Source organism: Sunxiuqinia sp. A32 (assembly GCF_052690465.1).
The window spans coordinates 124,426-143,224 of sequence record NZ_JBQYLI010000014.1; the positions used below are offsets into that span (position 1 = coordinate 124,426).

At 36.7% G+C, this 18,799-nt stretch carries 13 protein-coding genes; 1 reads left to right on the forward strand and 12 read right to left on the reverse strand.

The genetic code is table 11. The annotated features are described in order from the left end of the window. Positions 1 to 3: 3 nt before the first annotated feature. The 7 genes from ACUNWD_RS14730 to ACUNWD_RS14760 all read right to left on the reverse strand — a co-directional run bounded on the left by ACUNWD_RS14730 (position 4) and on the right by ACUNWD_RS14760 (position 12,856). On the reverse strand, positions 4 to 2,532 hold the full coding sequence (locus tag ACUNWD_RS14730) for a calcineurin-like phosphoesterase C-terminal domain-containing protein (RefSeq protein ID WP_445588592.1): 2,529 nt from the start codon (positions 2,530 to 2,532) through the stop codon (positions 4 to 6). Positions 2,533 to 2,663: 131 nt separating this feature from the next. After that, a complete protein-coding gene (locus tag ACUNWD_RS14735) occupies positions 2,664 to 4,856 on the reverse strand; it encodes a hypothetical protein (RefSeq protein WP_445588593.1) in 2,193 nt (730 codons plus the stop codon). Between the two features lie 401 nt (positions 4,857 to 5,257). Continuing rightward, a complete protein-coding gene (locus ACUNWD_RS14740; protein ID WP_445588594.1) occupies positions 5,258 to 7,024 on the reverse strand; it encodes a RagB/SusD family nutrient uptake outer membrane protein in 1,767 nt (588 codons plus the stop codon). 12 nt (positions 7,025 to 7,036) lie between these two features. Next, positions 7,037 to 10,504 (reverse strand): TonB-dependent receptor, encoded by a 3,468-nt coding sequence (locus ACUNWD_RS14745; protein WP_445588595.1) that lies wholly within the window; start codon positions 10,502 to 10,504, stop codon positions 7,037 to 7,039. A gap of 151 nt (positions 10,505 to 10,655) precedes the next feature. Then, positions 10,656 to 11,657: a FecR family protein gene (locus ACUNWD_RS14750; protein ID WP_445588596.1), complete on the reverse strand. Its 1,002-nt coding sequence runs from the start codon at positions 11,655 to 11,657 to the stop codon at positions 10,656 to 10,658. A 104-nt stretch (positions 11,658 to 11,761) separates the two neighbouring features. Then, positions 11,762 to 12,346, reverse strand: coding sequence for an RNA polymerase sigma-70 factor (locus ACUNWD_RS14755; RefSeq protein ID WP_445588597.1), 585 nt, complete (start codon positions 12,344 to 12,346; stop codon positions 11,762 to 11,764). 273 nt (positions 12,347 to 12,619) lie between these two features. Then, positions 12,620 to 12,856, reverse strand: a complete 237-nt coding sequence (locus ACUNWD_RS14760; protein WP_445588598.1) for a hypothetical protein — start codon at positions 12,854 to 12,856, stop codon at positions 12,620 to 12,622. A gap of 66 nt (positions 12,857 to 12,922) precedes the next feature. Between ACUNWD_RS14760 and ACUNWD_RS14765 the strand changes: the two genes are divergently transcribed. Continuing rightward, the gene (locus ACUNWD_RS14765) at positions 12,923 to 13,570 is read left to right on the forward strand and encodes a hypothetical protein (RefSeq protein WP_445588599.1); all 648 of its coding nucleotides are present in this window, start codon (positions 12,923 to 12,925) and stop codon (positions 13,568 to 13,570) included. A 10-nt stretch (positions 13,571 to 13,580) separates the two neighbouring features. Here the strand turns inward: ACUNWD_RS14765 and ACUNWD_RS14770 are convergent, their stop codons facing one another. The 5 genes from ACUNWD_RS14770 to ACUNWD_RS14790 form a co-directional block, all read right to left on the reverse strand. After that, the gene (locus ACUNWD_RS14770; protein WP_445588600.1) at positions 13,581 to 13,844 is read right to left on the reverse strand and encodes a hypothetical protein; all 264 of its coding nucleotides are present in this window, start codon (positions 13,842 to 13,844) and stop codon (positions 13,581 to 13,583) included. 88 nt (positions 13,845 to 13,932) lie between these two features. Then, on the reverse strand, positions 13,933 to 14,826 hold the full coding sequence (locus ACUNWD_RS14775; RefSeq protein ID WP_445588601.1) for a carbohydrate kinase family protein: 894 nt from the start codon (positions 14,824 to 14,826) through the stop codon (positions 13,933 to 13,935). A gap of 4 nt (positions 14,827 to 14,830) precedes the next feature. After that, on the reverse strand, positions 14,831 to 16,195 hold the full coding sequence (locus tag ACUNWD_RS14780; protein WP_445588602.1) for a sugar porter family MFS transporter: 1,365 nt from the start codon (positions 16,193 to 16,195) through the stop codon (positions 14,831 to 14,833). A gap of 207 nt (positions 16,196 to 16,402) precedes the next feature. Then, positions 16,403 to 18,352, reverse strand: coding sequence for an FG-GAP repeat domain-containing protein (locus ACUNWD_RS14785; protein ID WP_445588603.1), 1,950 nt, complete (start codon positions 18,350 to 18,352; stop codon positions 16,403 to 16,405). Positions 18,353 to 18,436: 84 nt separating this feature from the next. Beyond that, the coding region (locus ACUNWD_RS14790) for a GH32 C-terminal domain-containing protein (RefSeq protein WP_445588604.1) at positions 18,437 to 18,799 on the reverse strand (363 nt) is incomplete at its 5' end.

Here is an 18,799-nt window from a genome sequence, read left to right on the forward strand (position 1 = left end):
ATATTATAATAGTATTTTCTGAATGATATTACCATACCGAACCAGATAAATCCCATGTTTCTTGATACTATTAAGGTGAAGAACATTTAAGCTGATTTTGTTACGATAAAGCAGGTTTCCCATGATATCATACACCTCAACATCTCCTTTCGGTATTTTGCTGAAATACAAAACATTTCCATTATTATACATGCTATATCTGCTTTGTTTAGCATCATCAACAGAAGTGATTACTGGATTGAAAAAAGCCGTTACGATTAAATTATCGATAGAAAGGGCATGATCGTTACCCCTGTTATCATTGTCCATCCAGCGCAAAAGAATTACATCTCCAGGTTCTAGAGTAACATTAATTACACCTTTTACAACAGCTTGATTAGCAGCATCCTCTCCATTAATCTGTGTGTTTGGGGTATACATTTGTGCAGCTGTGTTATCAGACGGAGAGATAAAAGATAAAGAATCTACAATGATGCTCTCAACTTCTCCTATCCAAGTTTTACGGTCACGTATACCTATAACATCAGGATTTAGTTTATAGGAAAAGGTAAGTTCCTGTTCCGAAAGGGGATCGTCGCCTGCACGCCACATTTTACCCGTATAATCTATCCCAACACTTCTGATCGTTTGATCGGTATTATTCTCAATCAATACACCAAAGCTAATGCATCTGTTATCATATGATATTAAGGATCCTAGGCTGCGATCTAATGAGTTTTCTGTTTTTGATGATGGATTACCTTCACCAAACGAATATAGCCACCCATCGGTTTGAGAACCATTATTAATTCTATAATAGTTAAAATACGACCATGAGTCACTTTCATTCCCAGTAGGACGAATATTACCTGAGGTAGAGGCATACCAGCCTTCGGGTGAATGCCCCTGTACAAAAGTACCTTTAGCCAACCCTGTTGCATCAATATACTGATTCGGGTAACTGGGTAAAGTATTAAAATCCTGTTCATACTTCCAGTCTCCATTAGTTTCTTTAAAAGTTGCTACCATCATGTTATGGAGTAACTTTTTACGGTACACCTCTCCAAATCGATCGGTAATCTCTACCACAAAATCAGCATCAGGATTTGTGGGTTTATAAAAAAACAAATGGTTTGTAGCCACCGAACCGCAATTTCTGGAAGCTATAGTGCCTCCATCAATACCTGGATAGTTAGGCCTAGTATCACCTCCTTCTGCAAAAAAATCGTACATTTCCGGATCATTCCCAGAATACTGCTGCATCGGATGCTTTTCTCCATCTTCATATATATTCACAATCCATTTACTATCATAATTCCAAACATTAGCAATAATACAATCTAGTTTCCCCTCACCAGTATCTACACTATTTACAGGATAGGCATTAAACTGATAATCTTTACTATATCCTGTAGATTTATAATACCAATTATCATACCCCTGATCTCCAGCCTGAAATACGCCATAACCATTCGGTGTTCCGTCAGGACAATAATTGCCCGACCAAAAGCCTCCCTGCACCGCACCCAATGTATGATCAATTAACCTACTATTAATTTCATAATTGGTATTTTTATGATGATGTCCCGATATAACGTGTTGAATTGATCTTCTTCCTCCCATGAGATCAAATAATTCACCCCTGTTTAAAACGAAAGAACCTACAAGAGGAGCATGCACACACATAACTATTGTTTTATCCTCAGGCACAAAAGCTAAATCTTTTTTTAACCAATTAATTTGATTTTGTGTAACATTATGTGCATATGCTTTACCTCCTAAATATTCGATATCATCCAATACAACATAATGAATCTTCCCCCTATTAAAGGAATAATAGGTAGGTCCATAAGCATCTTTAAAATAATGATCCGCATGAAAATCATCGGAAATATTCATATCATGATCATGATTACCAATCACCTGAAATACAGGAAATTCAAGTTCACTGCAAGAGGTTGTATGCTCACTCAATCTATGATATTCATCCCAAACTAGATCTCCAACAACAACTCCATAGAAATTTGTACCCTCAGGATAAGAATTTTTCAATTTGATGACATCCTGAATAGTTTCGTTCCGAAATCGCCATGTTTCATAATCCGCCTGTACCTGTGGATCAGACAAAGCTATCAAGACATGTGTAGAATCTGCCTTTCCTCCATCCACAAAAGGAGTGAGCACAAAATCATACGAATAATTAACATTATCATTGATACGTAAATACAGCTTAGGTATTTTCTTTTCATCTACCGGTACTTCGTAGGTTTCCGGTAGTGAAATAAAAACGAATTCAGAGCTATAGTTACGAGTAAAACTATAGTGCCCTGTCTCGTCAGTTTGAACAACTGAATATCCGTCACTTACAACTGCACCACTAATAGGCACACCATTATTTGTTTTAACAATCCCCGAGATAATACTTGCATTATCAACTAAATAAGCTGATTCTTTTGAACTGATTACTCCTGCGTAAGCGTAGTCACCCTCGAAGGTAGTTAACAGTATAATATTCAGCGTAAAAATCAGAAAGAAATACGATTTTGTTATCATAGTAATAAAAATATAAAAATGATAAGGGCAACAGAAGTATCGCAAAGAGTATAATTTGGTTTAAATTCACTCCCACAATCTTATCCCTATTCAGATAACTGATTACTCAATCCACCCTACTCTTCTACCCTCTATTCAACAATAATTTTTGCCTGTGAAAAATCTCCGGTGGGAAGTTGCAATAGCACAAAATAGAGTCCTCTCTGAAAGTTATTTACTGGGACTCTAGTAACGTTCTGATATATACCAACCAGCACGCCAGCTTGAGAGTAAATTCTAACAAAATAATTACTTTCGTCGGTCTTTATATTTAGGTAATCAGAACACACAGTTGGATAGAAAACAACATTATTGATAGTTGTTATGCTATTCATTGCAGTTTGAATGCCTTCTTCAGCCTCATTTGACAATTTCATGTAGCGAACATTCCGACTGTTGCCACGAATAGATTCGAGATTTGGATCTTGTGCATAATAAGTTATTTTACCAGGTAATTCGGTACTATCAATTGCCATTACTCCAAAGTAATAAACACCACCCTGAGTTATAGTCCCACTTAATGCATTATTAATAAAGTTCATCTCTTCAGGTACCATCATTTGATAAAAGGACTGCGTACCTTCAGGTGAAGTAATTGACAACTCTTGTACATAGGTTTCATTAGTTTCATATGCAGGCAATTCACTAGGGGTTAATTCGGGGAAAGTATACTTTGCAATTATTGTAGAAGCAAAAACTCCTTTATATAAATTAGAATATTTAGAATCCACAGGTGTCTCAGGACAATAAACTTGCAAGAGTGTATACATTGCCTTCCTTCCATAAATCTTGATATCAGTATAACTGTCCCAGAGATTATCTACACATGTGAAAATCTCATTATCTCGAACGTTTATATTAAATAACATATAAACACTTTTTTTATCTGGACTAAGCGCGACATCTTGCATCTCTTCAGTTTGTACTCCACCTGGACGGGCAATTGAGCATGGCTTCCCTTCACGGTTAAGAACAAGAAAAATAGCATCGGCACCCCCATTTGTATTGTGCTGAACCCAAGTACCATCAAAAAGTCGCATTCCGTATCTATCGTTACCTCCAAAATTCTCATAAGTATATAGATCGCCAAATCGGTTTGAAGTCTGGCCTCCAACATACCAAACACCTTCATCAGAACAGCGCAAATACGCAGCAGCTCCACCTCCTCCGTTAACAGTAGATCCACGACCAAAGCTATACCACCATCTATAGTTACCGCTATTCTGATTAAATGTAAAAACACCAAGGTGATATTGTGTGGCATCCCCAGTGCTTGCAAAACCATTCTGCAGTATGTATGAGGTTCCTGAGACTGTTATATCTTCACTGTAATAACTGGCACTTATAGCAACATCACCATAATTGCTAACTTCAACTGCAGCTGCTTTATCGTTACGTGTACCCCCGATACGCTTCGACCAACTTTCTGTACCATCAGCCAAATATTTAACAAGAAACAAATCGTCTACTCCTGCTGCTGTTGTTAAAGTACTGCCTGCAAATGTAAATTCTCCTGTAAAAGTTCCGCCTATATATATATTAGCAGCGGTATCAGTTTTTACAAAAGCGTTTGAAAAAGAGACATCTTCACTGTTAGTGTATTTCGACCAGATCAACTCCCCTTCTGAAGAATATTTAACGACAAAGAACTGTAGATTATAATCAATACTACCTATCATTGTATTCAAATCGTTAGGATCAAAAGACATTTCACTATTAAAAGAACCAGATACAACAACATTGTTATCTTTATCAACAGCTAATCCTCCAACGGCAATTTCCTCAGAAGGTACTTGCCACATATTCAAAACATTACCTTGTGGATCATACCTGATAACAAACATTGCTTTTTCAGAAAAACCGCTGGGATCTTCCATAACGATTGAATTCGAATCGTCACCCCTTAAGACTCCTGTAAATGTGCCAGTTACTATTAGATTATTATCATTGTCAACTACAATCTCGCTTATTGAAACGATGCTATTACTAGTTCCAGCCAGTACATGTTTCCAAATTTCAGCTTTATCAGATGACATTTTAACGATTAAGGCATCTCCTTTATCTGTTGAAGATAGACTCTCAACAGTATTGCCCAACACATTTACCTCAGTTCCTCCAAATAAAGCGGATAAATATATATATCCATCTCCGTCAACAACCATTCGTACAGGTTCTATCTGGCTACCGGCAGACGAGCTCCCCCAGTAGCTATACCAATCAAGTTTTTGTGCACTTAGATTAAGAGTAGCACATGTAATAAAAAGAATAATAAAATTAATCTTCATTATTAGTTTTTTATAAAATATGTAAATAATGTCCCACATTCAATTGTGGTTTATACAGGTAATCACCTTAAGCAGTTCAATGTCGCTCCTGATAATAATCCTGATAAAACAAACATCTAATCAGAAATAAAAAAAATTATCCGACAAATAAGCATCATAAACAAACCTGCCATCATTTTACATATACCGTAGGACAAATAGGTAGATCAATAAAAATAAAATCGAACCTTTTGTCCTCGGTATAATTTGATAGAGAAATATTCCAGACATTGGAAACACTCACACTTCCAGCCTATTAAAGTTCACCAATAAGCTTTAAAGATTAATCCACGAAATAGTGGTATCCCAACCGTTAGCATTATTTTATCACACGTACAGTGTTGGATATTGTTCTAATAAAATTACTCCCATCCAGGATTCTGACCTAAGGCTGGATTTTTAATTCGATCTGTTTCTGGAATAGGATACAAATATTTTTTATCCAACCATTCACGTACTCCTGGATTCCAAACAACCTCACCGGAAGTACCATTTGACAATTGTATCCGTCCAGGTGAAGATGAATTGGTTACATCTACTAATGCTACTGAGGGATTAGAAGGAACTGGTTTTGCACCTTGATAGAATAATACATCCATAATACCATCCTCGTTTAAATCATACTCACCCAATGCTGGCACATATATTCCATTCATTGGTGCCTGCTCAAACAATTCTCCGACATGCCATCGAATCAAATCATCGGGACGAAGCCCTTCAAATACCATTTCAACAGCTCTTTCTCGCATTATTTCCAATAGAATTGGATCAGTGAATTTCCCATTATAATAATTTACTAAATATGGATCCGCTACAGTTGGCATACTGGTAAGGGTTGACCCTGTTATACCTGCTCGTTGACGCAGAGCACCAATAGTAGTACTCCATTTTGAATTTGTCATCAACCCTAATTCAGCTAAAGCTTCGGCATTATTTAAAAGTACTTCAGCCCAACGCATTATAATGTGTGCATTATCATTACGATTTTCATCATCATAAGGGAATCGTTCATCATACATCCATTTAATTGGTTGATATCCTGTAAATGACTGATTGAAATTTGGAGGGGCTACAACTGGCACTCCATTTTCTGTTCGCATATAATCTCCCAAGCGAATAGTCTGTTTTAGCCTTAAATCTCTACCTTTTACTTCATCGACAAATTGTGTTGTTGCATAATTTCCATCATTGGTGAAAGGAGTACCATCTAAATTAAGATAAGTATTTACAAAATGACGTGTTAAGCCCGGGCGGTGTCCATATGTTGGACTAATAAACCTCCTGTTAGCTGAGCTGAACACTTGCAATTCAGCATCCAATGTTACTGCTAAAATAGTTTCATCTGTATAAGGTGTTTTGGTAATAAAAAGTTCCCTATACGACATTTGTTGATCACCGCTTTGATGCAAACTGAAACCTTGGATTTCATTTGCAGCCTTTATTACTTCTTGATACCAAGCATTAGCTGAACTTTGCATCCCATAATCAGTATGATACTTCCGAATCGACGCTTCATAAAGACAAATCCTTGTCTTATAGGCTCGTGCTACATTTTTTGTAATTCTTGTAGAAGTTGCATCTGATGTCAAGGATATATTCTCAATCGCATAATTCAAATCATCTAACACGTGATCCATAACCTCAAAACGGCTTGTACGTTCCCCGTATAACCTGTCTTCGTCATCAACATCAATTGTTTTATCAACCCATGGTACATCTCCAAAACGCTTAACCATTTCAAAGTAGAAATATGCACGGAAAAATCGAGCAAGCCCTAAAAAATGATTTTTCCCACTAACCGAACTATTTTCAGCATTTTCAATGAAATAATTTATGTTTCGTAAATTCGTCCAATTCCACCCTGAACTTGTTACAGGACTTAAAGCTCCAGGTGCCAAATAAGTGTCTACACCATTTCGTGAAATAAGATCGGAAGTATCGTCACCCATGAATACTCCATCCTTGGGCGTAGGCAAAAGGCCATAAAATGAATTAGTATATAATTCCATACCACTTTCTGAACCAAAGATTACTTCCTTAGACCCAGTATCTACTGGCACTTCATCAAGGTCACATGCGGCAAATAATATAGTAGTCAATCCTATTATTATAAAATACAATCTTTTCATCATTAATTTCTTTTAAAAGTTAACATTTAGACCTATTGAAATACTTGTTAGCATAGGATAATTACTTCCATCTCCCCAATTTCCATTAGATGTATCTCTATCTGATCCATAAATACTGGTTACATCAGTATCTTTGGTCAACTTATACATAGGCGACCACGTCCAAAGATTCTCTCCAGACAAATAAACCTTAATATTTTTTGCACCTATTCTTGAAGAAAGGCTTTCCGGCAAAGTATAACCAACTTGAAGATTTCTAAGACGTATATAAGATGCATTTTGTAGATACCTGTCGTTAGGGTATCTCATGGATCCTAATAACCTAGTATAGCCAACCAAACGTGGTAAATAAGCATCAAAATTTCCAAGTTCTTCCCTAAACATATTGCTTTCTTGCCAACTTGGAAAAACATTGTAAGGTCTATTATATTGTCCCCAAAAACGTGATTCTCCTGATGGATACCAATCCTGTTTTAATACACCCTGAAAAAATGCAGACAAGAAAAAGCCATTCCAATCTGTATTCAAGTTCAAACTATAATTATATCTAGGCTGAGAATTACCAATTATAGTCATGTCCCCTGAATCGCCAACACGATTGAGTCCACTATAAATCACTTCATCTCCATTTATATCCTTAAATTTCAAGTCGCCCGGATAATTTATTCGGCTTCCATTACTTGGGATATTTGTTTGAGAAGGTGAGTTTGCAATGTCTTCCATCGACTGGAATAATCCTTCCACTTGATAACCCCAAATTTCACCCAAACGTTGCCCGACATAGTAATCTGTCAGATTTTTATCAGGATTGTTGTATTTGGTAATTTCCGCTGTGTAATCGGACATTGTTACACGCAGTTCATAATTAAACGGTTCATCTCCCAGATTAAATTTATCCCGCCAATTAAGAGTAACCTCCCATCCAGTTGTTTCCAAATCAGCATAGTTTCCTTTTGGAACTGCGGTTCCAAATATTGCAGGTAAAGAAGGGCCAGCAGTAAACATATTTGTGGTCCAACGACGGTACATATCCCCTGTGAATTGAAATTTCCCATTAAAACTTGAAAACTCAAGACCTATATTGCCTGTGGTAGAGGTTTCCCAAGTTAGACCTCTTGGAACCACTACAGGTTGGAGAGTTTGTTGAGGACGAATGCCATTGATAATACGACCAGATTGTGAAATACTAAAATTATCTGTAAAAGAATATGGTGCTATATTTCCATTCCCTAAAGAACCATAAGAAGCTCGAAGTTTTACATTTGAAAAAGCTGCTCGGTTTACTTTCCAGAATGGCTCTTCTGAAATTCGCCAACCTACAGAAGCTGAGGGAAAGAATGCCCATTGCTCATTAGTTGGGAATTTAGAAGAACCGTCATAACGACCATTTAATTCTAATAAATAACGATTTTTAAAATCATAGTTTACTCTAAAAAAACAACCAGCTATTGCCCACTTTTGGTATCCTCCCCGAACCAAAAAACTTTCACCTAAAGCTAGGTTAAGGTCTTCCGCATCTTCATAAACAAGCCCATTCCGTCTTGCCCCTAAGTGACGGTATATTGATTGTTCATAATTAAATCCTGCCAATAAACCGATATTATGGATCTCTTTAATTGACTTTTTATAATTAGCATAAATATTTGTAGCTAAATAATTGGCAGTTGCCGTTTGATCTGTAAGCTGATTGGTGTTTTGTCCTGCATAGGCTATCACTCCCTCATAGCGACTATATGGAATTTGTACAAGTTTATCTCTAGTTCTTGCATCTGTAGTTTGAAATGTAACATCACCCTGTACTGTTAAACTTTCATCAAAAAAGTCGGTTTTAAAAGATGTTTTATTTTTAAAAAAACGTGACACTTCATCACTCCCATTTTTCCCAAGATAGAAATCCCCTACAGAGTAGGCTCCTGAAAATGTTAAGGTCCCATCTGGATTTAACATTGGAGACAAGGGAAATCCTGCAGCATTAACTAATGTCCAAGGGTCTACTCCTTGAAAAGCTGCATTTAATGGTAAATGATAACTTGAACTAGAATAATCAATATTATTTTCAATTTGAAACCATGGAGCAACCTGAATAGTTCCTTTCGAACGTAGGTTATACACCTCATAATCATCTGAATTATATCTAAATAACCCATCTTGAGAATTATATCTTCCACTAAGGTAAAATGTAGCCTTTTCATTACCTCCAGATAAAGATATATTATGATCTTGAGCAAAAAATTGGTCTTTATGCAGTAGTGCATACCAATCAGTACTAGAATAATATTGATATTCTCCGGTAGAAGGATCTACCTCTATCCGTGGCAAAGAAGGATCCTCCCATCTTCGTTTAACTTCATCCAAATACGCCTGAGAAAATGGCATAGTAACATTAATAGCTGTGGGTGTTCTTCCATTATCAAACCATGCTGCCCATGCATCACTAAAGCCTTTTGCCCAAGGATAAGAACCAGTAATATTATCAGGAACAGTGGTTGGAAACTTAATTGATGCATTTGTAGAATAAGTAATAGATACTTTCCCTTCTTCTGCTGATTTTGTTGTAATTAATACCACACCAAAAGCACCACGTGCACCATATATAGAAGCTGAAGCCGCATCCTTTAATACTGATATACTTTCAATATCGTTTGGATTTAATAAACGTGGATTTCCTTCAACACCATCAATCAGTACCAAAGCACTTCCCCCTTGGCCTATAGAAGTGGTTCCCCTAATATTAAAAGAGGGTGATTCTTTAGGCTTACCGCTCAACATACGGATGTTTAAGTTAGGTATAACACCAACTAAACCTTGAGAAGTATTCGCTAATGGTCTATTTTCAAATACCTCTGAGCCTACTTGGTCAACCGCGCCCGTAAGATTGACTTTCTTTTGTGTTCCATAACCTACAACAACAACCTCGTCTACACCTACGGTTTCTTCCTCCAGTATCACATCGAATACGGTTTGATCACGAATAACTTGCTCCAATGTTTTCATTCCAACAAACGAGAACCTTAATATGGCATTTACATCAACATTTGGAATAGAAAACATTCCATCGGTATCAGTTATTGTTCCCGTAGTAGTTCCCTTCACAACAACGGCGACCCCAGGCAATGGTACCCCTGAAGAATCGGTTACTTTACCAGATACAGTCTTTTTCTGCTGTGAAGATTCTGATTCATTAGGCGTTAAAATAATATGTCTCTCTTTAATAGAAAAATTAATATTAGATCTTTTGAATAACAGAGCGAGTGTCTTTCCGATGCTTTCATTGTTTACAGTAATACTTACTTTTTTTTCCACATCAACCAGCTCACTATTATACAGAAAATAAAATCCACTCTCGTCCTCTATTCTAGACAGAACATCTTTAATTGCAACATGTTCCATATCCAGATTTAGCTTAGCTGTTTGTGAGTAACTAATACTCCCAAAAACCTGAAACACAGCTGAGAGTATAATTAAAAGTGTGTTGCGCATGATCACAAATTTTTTTCGATGTTTTGTCAATGCAAAACATACCCGTTTCATGATTTTTTTCATAAATTTGAATGTTTGAAAATAATTTGACTTTAAAGTTGAATTAACCAGGGAAGTGTTGGAGCACTTCCCCTTTTCATTTTATATTAGCTTAATTTTTCCTTATAGCACTTATTTGAATTTTTGCATTTTCCGAAAAGCCTGAAGATTTATTAATTTTTTCAGGTATATATTTGATTTTAATAGGTGAACTCATCTCAAGAAGTTCTAATACTACAGATAAAGGTTCATTGTCAAATACGGTCGTAAATTTATACTGGTATAGCTCTTCATCTTTAATCTCTACATCAACTCCATACCATCTTTCAATTTGTAATGCAACTTCACCCATTGGAGTGTCGTTAAATAGCAAAATATTCTGATGCCACATTGTTAATTTATCTGCATCAACGTTTCTAACGGATGCTGCTTTTTTACCCTTGTCATAAATCCATTGTTGATCAGGTTTCAAAACGACATTTTCATACTTAGAATTCATTTCATTTTGTCCCAACTGGATACGCCCTTCTTTTAAAACAACCCCAATTCGCTGATCTTCCTGAAAGTTTTTCACATTGAACTTCGTGCCCAAAACCCTGACATTAAAATTATCAAATTTAACATCCAATGGTGATTCTGGATTTTTAGCTATGTCAAAGAAAGCCTCTCCAATCAGCTCCAATTCACGGGTTTCCCTTACAAAAGGAATGCTATACTTGATTTTGCTACCTGCATTTAACCAAACTTTAGACCCATCAGGCAAGATAATCTTACTCCTGATACCCATTGGATTTTCGATTTCCTGAAAACTAAGTTGGCTATCTTCAAAAATGTGTCTTTCTCGTGTCAGACTCCATAATGTAAAAATGAAAAGAGGAATAATCAGAATAGCTGCAAATTTTCTAAACTGGTAATAAAGTACTTTAATCCTATTTTGTCTATTGATCTTGCTTTCAAGGATTGAAAAAGCCTTATCGATATCAATCGTGTTTATTTCACTGATCAAAAAACCAGCCTCCAGATTTTGTTCTTCCTTCGATTGATTCTTTTTGCGACTAAGAAACTTATTGAAAGTTCCCCTGTCAAAAGAGTATATTTTATTTTCTTTTTTCAACGCAAATGGCAATTTACCAGTTTAACTGAACCCTTTTCTATAAATAACAATTTACTATTAATACAGAAAAACTAAACAGTACACGTATGCCATATACATTTTTTTTATGATTTTAGATCTAATAAAAGTAATAACACAATATATTCTTTCATTTCTTGCTTCAAAATCTTGAGAGCGTTACTTATTTGAGTTTCAACAGTTCTCTTGGAAATGCCAAGTTTTAAAGCGATTTCATCGTTTTTTAGAAAATTTATTCGGCTAAGAATAAAAATTTCTTTGGTGCGTGGAGGAAGTTTTTCAAAAGCTTGTTCAATTTTTTTCTGAAGTTCACTTGTTACAAAAATATCTTGCTCATAGGTTAAATTGCTAACCATTATTTGCTTAAGTTCTTCGATCTTTGTTCTTTCTACCTTTTTTTCAATCAAATAATTAATGCCCCGATTTTTTACAGACACAAAGCAATACGATTTGAGGGACTCAGTTTCTTTGAGATTATCCCTCTTTTCCCAAAGCCGGAGAAAAAAATCCTGCACAATTTCTTCCGCTTCAATTTTATTTAAAATAATTTGTGATGTAAAAACAACTAAGCCGGGATAATAATACCGAAACAACAACTCAAAAGCAGTCTGGTCTCCTTTTATTAAACGCTCAATAAGTACCTTCTCGGAAATACCGTTAATAATTTGCATGCTCCAAAAATAAGCAAAACAATAATAAACGAGTAAGCTTCCCCAAAATTCCTTTTACGTCTATTTTAACATCGACTTTCCTATCTAAAGTGAACTGACACTAAACTCCGAAATTTAAAAAACGAGAATATTATTTTTCAGAACAGAGAGTGTTGGGCTTGATACTATTTTTTATCGAATTATGTACAAAGTTATAAATTCATAATCTCGCTTACACCGTCCTGAAATCTAAGCCAACAAATCAATATGAACCTTAAAATGATTGTATTTGCTTTAGCTAATTTTCTTGGCAAATTGTAACTGCCCAACTATTATGGCTAGGTGTGTACTAAATTCATGTGAAAATTCAACAATGGCGTCCTCATCTATTTCAAACAAGTATGATAGTTGATCAAAAGCCTCGTGAGGGAACAAATATTTTCTTGTAAACTGATTGGCATCTTCTTCCATTCTTTCATCAACAGAGGTCCCTTCAAATATTGATATTAACCCTGTTTTGAAATACTTCACCTTTTGTTAATAATTTACCTCCTTCTTACCTCAAAAGTTATCTAAAACTATCTACTTTAGATACCCATGAATAACTTAGCATTAGATATCGATATAACACAAGTAGAGCAAGTCAAAAGTAAATTAACCCTTCCTGCTTTTGAATTGGACGATTTTCTATATCAAATTGGAATCCTGAGACAGGAAAATAAACATAGACTGGCAAGGCTACTTTTATTACTGGCTGAATCAAAAATTAGAAATACAGGCGAACAGGCAGCAACAGAAGAATATTCAATGAAAGAACTAATAGACAATATACAATTTGCCATTTACGAGCTAGAAATGGATTATGAAAACTGTATCAATATTAACTTTGATAAATCCGATGCCCCTGAGAACCAATTTCCTTTTAGCAATGCTGATGAAATGATTAATCAAGGAAAAATCAATACTTTTTTATCCATTGAAAAACGACTTATTGAAGAGCATTTTTTTACTGATGATGGATCGTGGTCAGGTTCCATAGAGGTAATTATATATTTGATAAAATGGCTCGACTCTAACGGTTTTTTCAAACGAAGAACAGACATTGGAAGATGGAATTCAATAGCCAATTACTGTAACTTTTTTGTCCCTCGTTACTGGGTTGATTTTTCTGATTACTTTGAATTCAATGACCTAAAAGAAATCGGCAACGAAGACTATTTACCTTGGTTGAAAGAATTTTTATAACAGGTAACTATTACAGCCATCTCAAACCATATCCTTTTCTAATCCTACTTTCATCTTTGCTCAGATAATCATTCATAGACATGCGCCCCTTTGCATATTCTTCATCGCGTTTCATATTCCAATACCTATTATATTGGCCAACTACTATACTTACATAAACCACCTGATTCGTGTCTGTAAACTCATGGTGTATTGATCTCACATAAAAATGATCGGTTTTTACTATCTCTCTAAAATAAGGAATCGTTACCTCTTCTCCTACTCTAGGTGCCACAGTAATATCTTGGAGTTTGACTTGTGCATAATTTCCCAAAGACTTCACTTAAAAAATAGTAAATCACAACATTATGGAGTATTGTTGTTCAATTGTTAAAAAATTCGTTTAAGTCCTCCAGATGATAATCGGGCATGGCACCACTTTCAGCACATACAAAAGCAGAAAGTCGAACTGCCATGTCATGGGTTTCTTCCAATAATCTATCTTTCAACAATCCTGCGACAATAGCAGCTGTAAATGAATCTCCAGCGCCGACTGTATCAACTACTTTTACCATCGGAGTCTCACGAAAACTTTTTTGATTTATCGTATACAGGTAACTTCCATTTATTCCACAGGTTAAAACAAGCAAACTCAACTTATATTCATTGATCAACATCCTGCAGATTTCATCCTGTGAGCCACTAAACCCAAACATGTCGGAGACTATTTCAAGCTCCTCATTATTGATCTTAAGCACATTGCAAATCTTCAACGAATCACTGATCAATTCTTTCGAATAAAACTGCTGACGTAAATTAATATCAAATACTTTGTATGCAGTCTCGGGAACTAGCTGAACCAACTGACGAATACTCTCCCTCGAAAGTATTCCACGTTGCGCCAACGAGCCATAACAAACAGCATAAGCATTTCGGGCGATAGCTTCAAGCTCCGGGTTCAACCTTATAAAATCCCAGGCTACCGGTTCACAGATTTCATATTGTGGAACTCCATTCCTACTAAGATTAATTTTTACGGTGCCCGTTGGATATTCATTTCTTCCTATGTCATAATGAAGTCCAGCCTTATCAAGCATATATAACAACTCATCGCCCAACTTATCGTTGCCAATTGCACTTATTGCCAGGCTTTCTATCCCCAGTTTGGATACATGATAGGCAAAATTAACCGGCGCCCCTCCTATTTTCTTCTGATCAGGAAAAACATCCCATAACACTTCACCAATGCATAAGATTTGTTTATTTTCTCGTTTCACCTTTTTAAACTTTATTAGAAGTTTGAACTCGTTTAGTTAACTCTGCTTGAATTTCTTCAAGCGATTTCCCTTTGGTTTCCGGAAGTACTTTCCAAGCAAAAAAGAAATGAATTACCATCATGATGGCAAAGAAAGCAAACGATGATCCTCCTCCAAATCCTGGCATCTTTGCAAATACTGGGAATCCCCAAATTAATGCTGCGGCCATAATCCAGTGGGTAAACGTTCCAAGTGCCTGTCCTTTTGAGCGCACCTTGTTGGGAAAAATTTCTGAAATAACAACCCACAATACGGCTCCCTGGGAAAAAGCAAAAAAGGCAATAAATCCCATCAGGTAAATCATCACGCCATATCCACCAATTTCTGAAAAGTTTCTGGTAAAAAAGGCTTTTGCAAGCATCCCCAGGAAAAATACCATTCCAACTGATCCAGACATTAATAAGGTACGACGACCATAACGATCGATAAGGAATAGGGCCACAAATGTGAAAAGCAAGTTGGTTGCTCCAATTGATATTGACTGCAACAAAGCAGAATTCGCACCGAAACCGGCCATTTCAAACACACGTGGAGCATAAATCATAATCGCATTAATTCCCGCCAATTGATTGAATGCAGCCATTAGAATGGCTATGATGATCGGGAAACGGTTTTCTTTTATAAATAAATTGCCATGCCCCATTTTCAATTCCTGTTCGACTGATTGTTTTATGATTGAAACTTCATTGGCAGGATTTTCAGCCTGAATGCATTTAAAAACAGTCAATGCCTCATCAACACGATCCTGATTAATCAACCAGCGTGGCGATTCAGGCACAAGAAATAGTAAAAAGAAAAATAGTGCGGCTGGAATTGATTCTACAACAATCATCCAACGCCAGGATGATTGTTCAAATAGCTGAGCTAAAAAATAATTGACGACAAATGCCACAAAAATAGCCGTAACAACAAAAAACTGGTTTAATATTACTAACTGTCCTCTTTTTTTAGCCGGAGAGATCTCAGCAATAAACATAGGTGTTACCACTGAAATACAACCTAGAAGAACACCGGTAATGAAACGAAAAAATAACAGAATCTCCCAACTAATAGCGGTGGAGCTCCCCAACGTAGAAAGGGCAAATAAACCTGATAATAAGATTAATGAACGACGACGGCCATATTTTTCTGCGGGTTTACCGATGATCAATGTTCCGAGGATTGTGCCCAAAATTGCTACTGCCAAAGTGAATCCCAGCCAAAAGCTGTTTAAATCAAAAAGCTGTTCAAGCTGAGAAGACGTTCCTGACATCATGGCAATATCATAACCGAAAAGGAATCCACCCAAGGCAATGATAACTGCCACCATAAATACATTTTGTGTTTTCATTGAAGTATTGGTTTTAAAAAGATTGTATCTGCAAATTGTTATAAAGGTTATCTAACCAATGAAAACTATGACACATGAACAAGTAACAATGAAGCCAAATATCTTTACAAACTCCCTGAAATTGTAAGATACTGTAATATTGTGACCAATTGTGAATTCAGTTATTCAGGTTATGTCCTTCAGTTTTGTATTTATTTATAAGCCAGTTTATTTATTTTTAAAATAGTAAAAATGCCCATCTTCGGCGCCTATCAATAAATCCGGTACACCATCCTTATCCCAGTCAACTGTTGCAGGGCTGGTGGTATGGCCTGCTAACTTACGCTTCAATAAATCTCCATTGCTCTTAAATATCACAAAACCATCTGTTTCTCCCGTATTTTCATACCATTCAACGTTTTTACTGTTGGCCAAAAGATCTATGTCGCCATCACCATCCCAATCTGTAAAACAAATCTTTATCCGCCCTGAACGGCCTGCTTCACGATCATTTAATCGCAGCAAGGCATCTTTCATATCTTCACCAACTTCTTTAAATATTCGCTTCCCGGGATGAACATATAACTGGCCATCTTCTTCAAATCGCTCGAAGAATGCCAGGTATCCTTCATGGTCAAGCATGACCAAATCCGTCAATCCATCCTGGTTCCAATCTATTGCATAAGGTGTTGTCCGCCACTGGGTAACCAATTCGCCTGGTCCAGGGTTCCACCAGTTCCATTCCGGTTTGGAAACTTCCTTTTCGCCCCAATCAACTTTTACATTATAGGGCCCCTCCAGGTTTATTAAGTCTCCGGTGTTCTTGTACCAAATAACTTTTCCAAAAATTGAGTTTACGATCACATCTTTTTTCCCATCATTATCCCAGTCTGCAACACTAAGTGTTGTATATCCCCACTTTTCTTCTGCAGGCCCCTGGATCGAACCATTCCTTCCCGCCATAATCCGAATATCATCCTGATTGCTCCTCAGTAATACCGGCTTATCCCATACCGGATCTTCTCCTCCGCCTAAGTTCCTTATAAATGCGATATTACCAGCAGAGTTCCCTGAAATGATGTCTTCATCTCCATCCCCATCCCAATCAATGCTGTAGGGTGTGGTAAGGGCTCCAAACTTTAAATTATTTGCTTTTTGTTTTAGATATGCCGGGGATCTGAAAATTGGCTTATTATCCTTCAACATACCTGTGTTCTTTACCAAAGCAATTCGCCCGTCTTCATCACCTACAAGTAAATCAACATGACCATCCTTATCAAAATCAACTGCTACAGGGATAATCATTTCCAAGTGTAACCGGATTGTATCATCCCTTTCGTCCTGGAGGTAGGACCCTTCAGCAAACTTTGGATTTGATTTCGTACCAATATTTTTGTACCAGGTTATCTTGTCAAGGAATTCCCCACAAATAATATCAAGTCTACCATCCCCATCCAGATCAGCCATATTTGCTCCAGGTGCGCCATAAGATTCAATGGGTCTTGACCCCGCATTTATTTTCCCTTTATTGGTATATCCACTTCCATTGTTCTCCAACAGATACAAATAGCCACGTAATGGCCCGTTCATCCATACACCGGTGCTATCATAAGCATTATCCCAGCCATAATCTCCCCAGTCATCAATCCCCACAATAATGTCCGAATCCCCATCTGAATCAAAATCGACGTAACCCCACATATTGCTCCTGACTTTCTTGAAATCTTTCCCTGGTATAACATCAACAGGAATATCATATGGCTCCGAATACAAATTTGTTGCAAAATCCAAATATTCTTTCCCCTGACGAATAACATGCAATGTATTATCGACATACGATGCCTGTATATTTCGATATGCTATATCTGAAACCTTTTTCGAAACATCAAAAAGGGGATCAGACAGTGTCCCTATATTCTCATAAAAGTAAACTCCTTTATAGGGGGTACTTGGACAGGTAACAATAATATCCATTAGCCCATCATCATTAAAATCTACGGGTACCGGTGCCCCCCACAGGCCAGTGCCCAAATCAACAACCAAATCAGGGTTATTGTATCCGACCCGAAAGACTTCTTCTTCAGATCCTTTGTCCCCTTCACCCTGGGAACTACATGAAATATTTATAAGAACCAGCAACGCTGTTACCATTACTAATTTAAAATCCGTCAATCTCATTTTAGCTATTTTTTATATGTTTTTTGAATGGATGTTTCCAATATTGAACAAGGAAAAGATTGGTTTCAAACCACTAAAAAGAACTTAATCTTTCCAGATACCCTCCATGTGATAGGCATCCAGTGATACCAATTTACTATCTTCTCCTTGTGAACGTAGAGAAACACCCAAACTATCATCCCGACCAGGGTAAACCCGAACAGCAACGCATTGCTTTCCGTTGGCAAAAACTTCAACAACACTCTTATCTATAAAAACCCTCAACTTAAGGTTCTCGCCTTCCGGCAAGATAAATGGGGCAACTTCCGGGGCACGGGTCCTGGCTTTGGGAAGAACTGAAGAGTAAGAAGATTCAATAGATAATAAACTGTACTTCGCCTTTGTTTGATAGATTTCAGGATTATACTCACGCCCTTTACTGAATCCCTTATTCTTGTAAAAAACGAT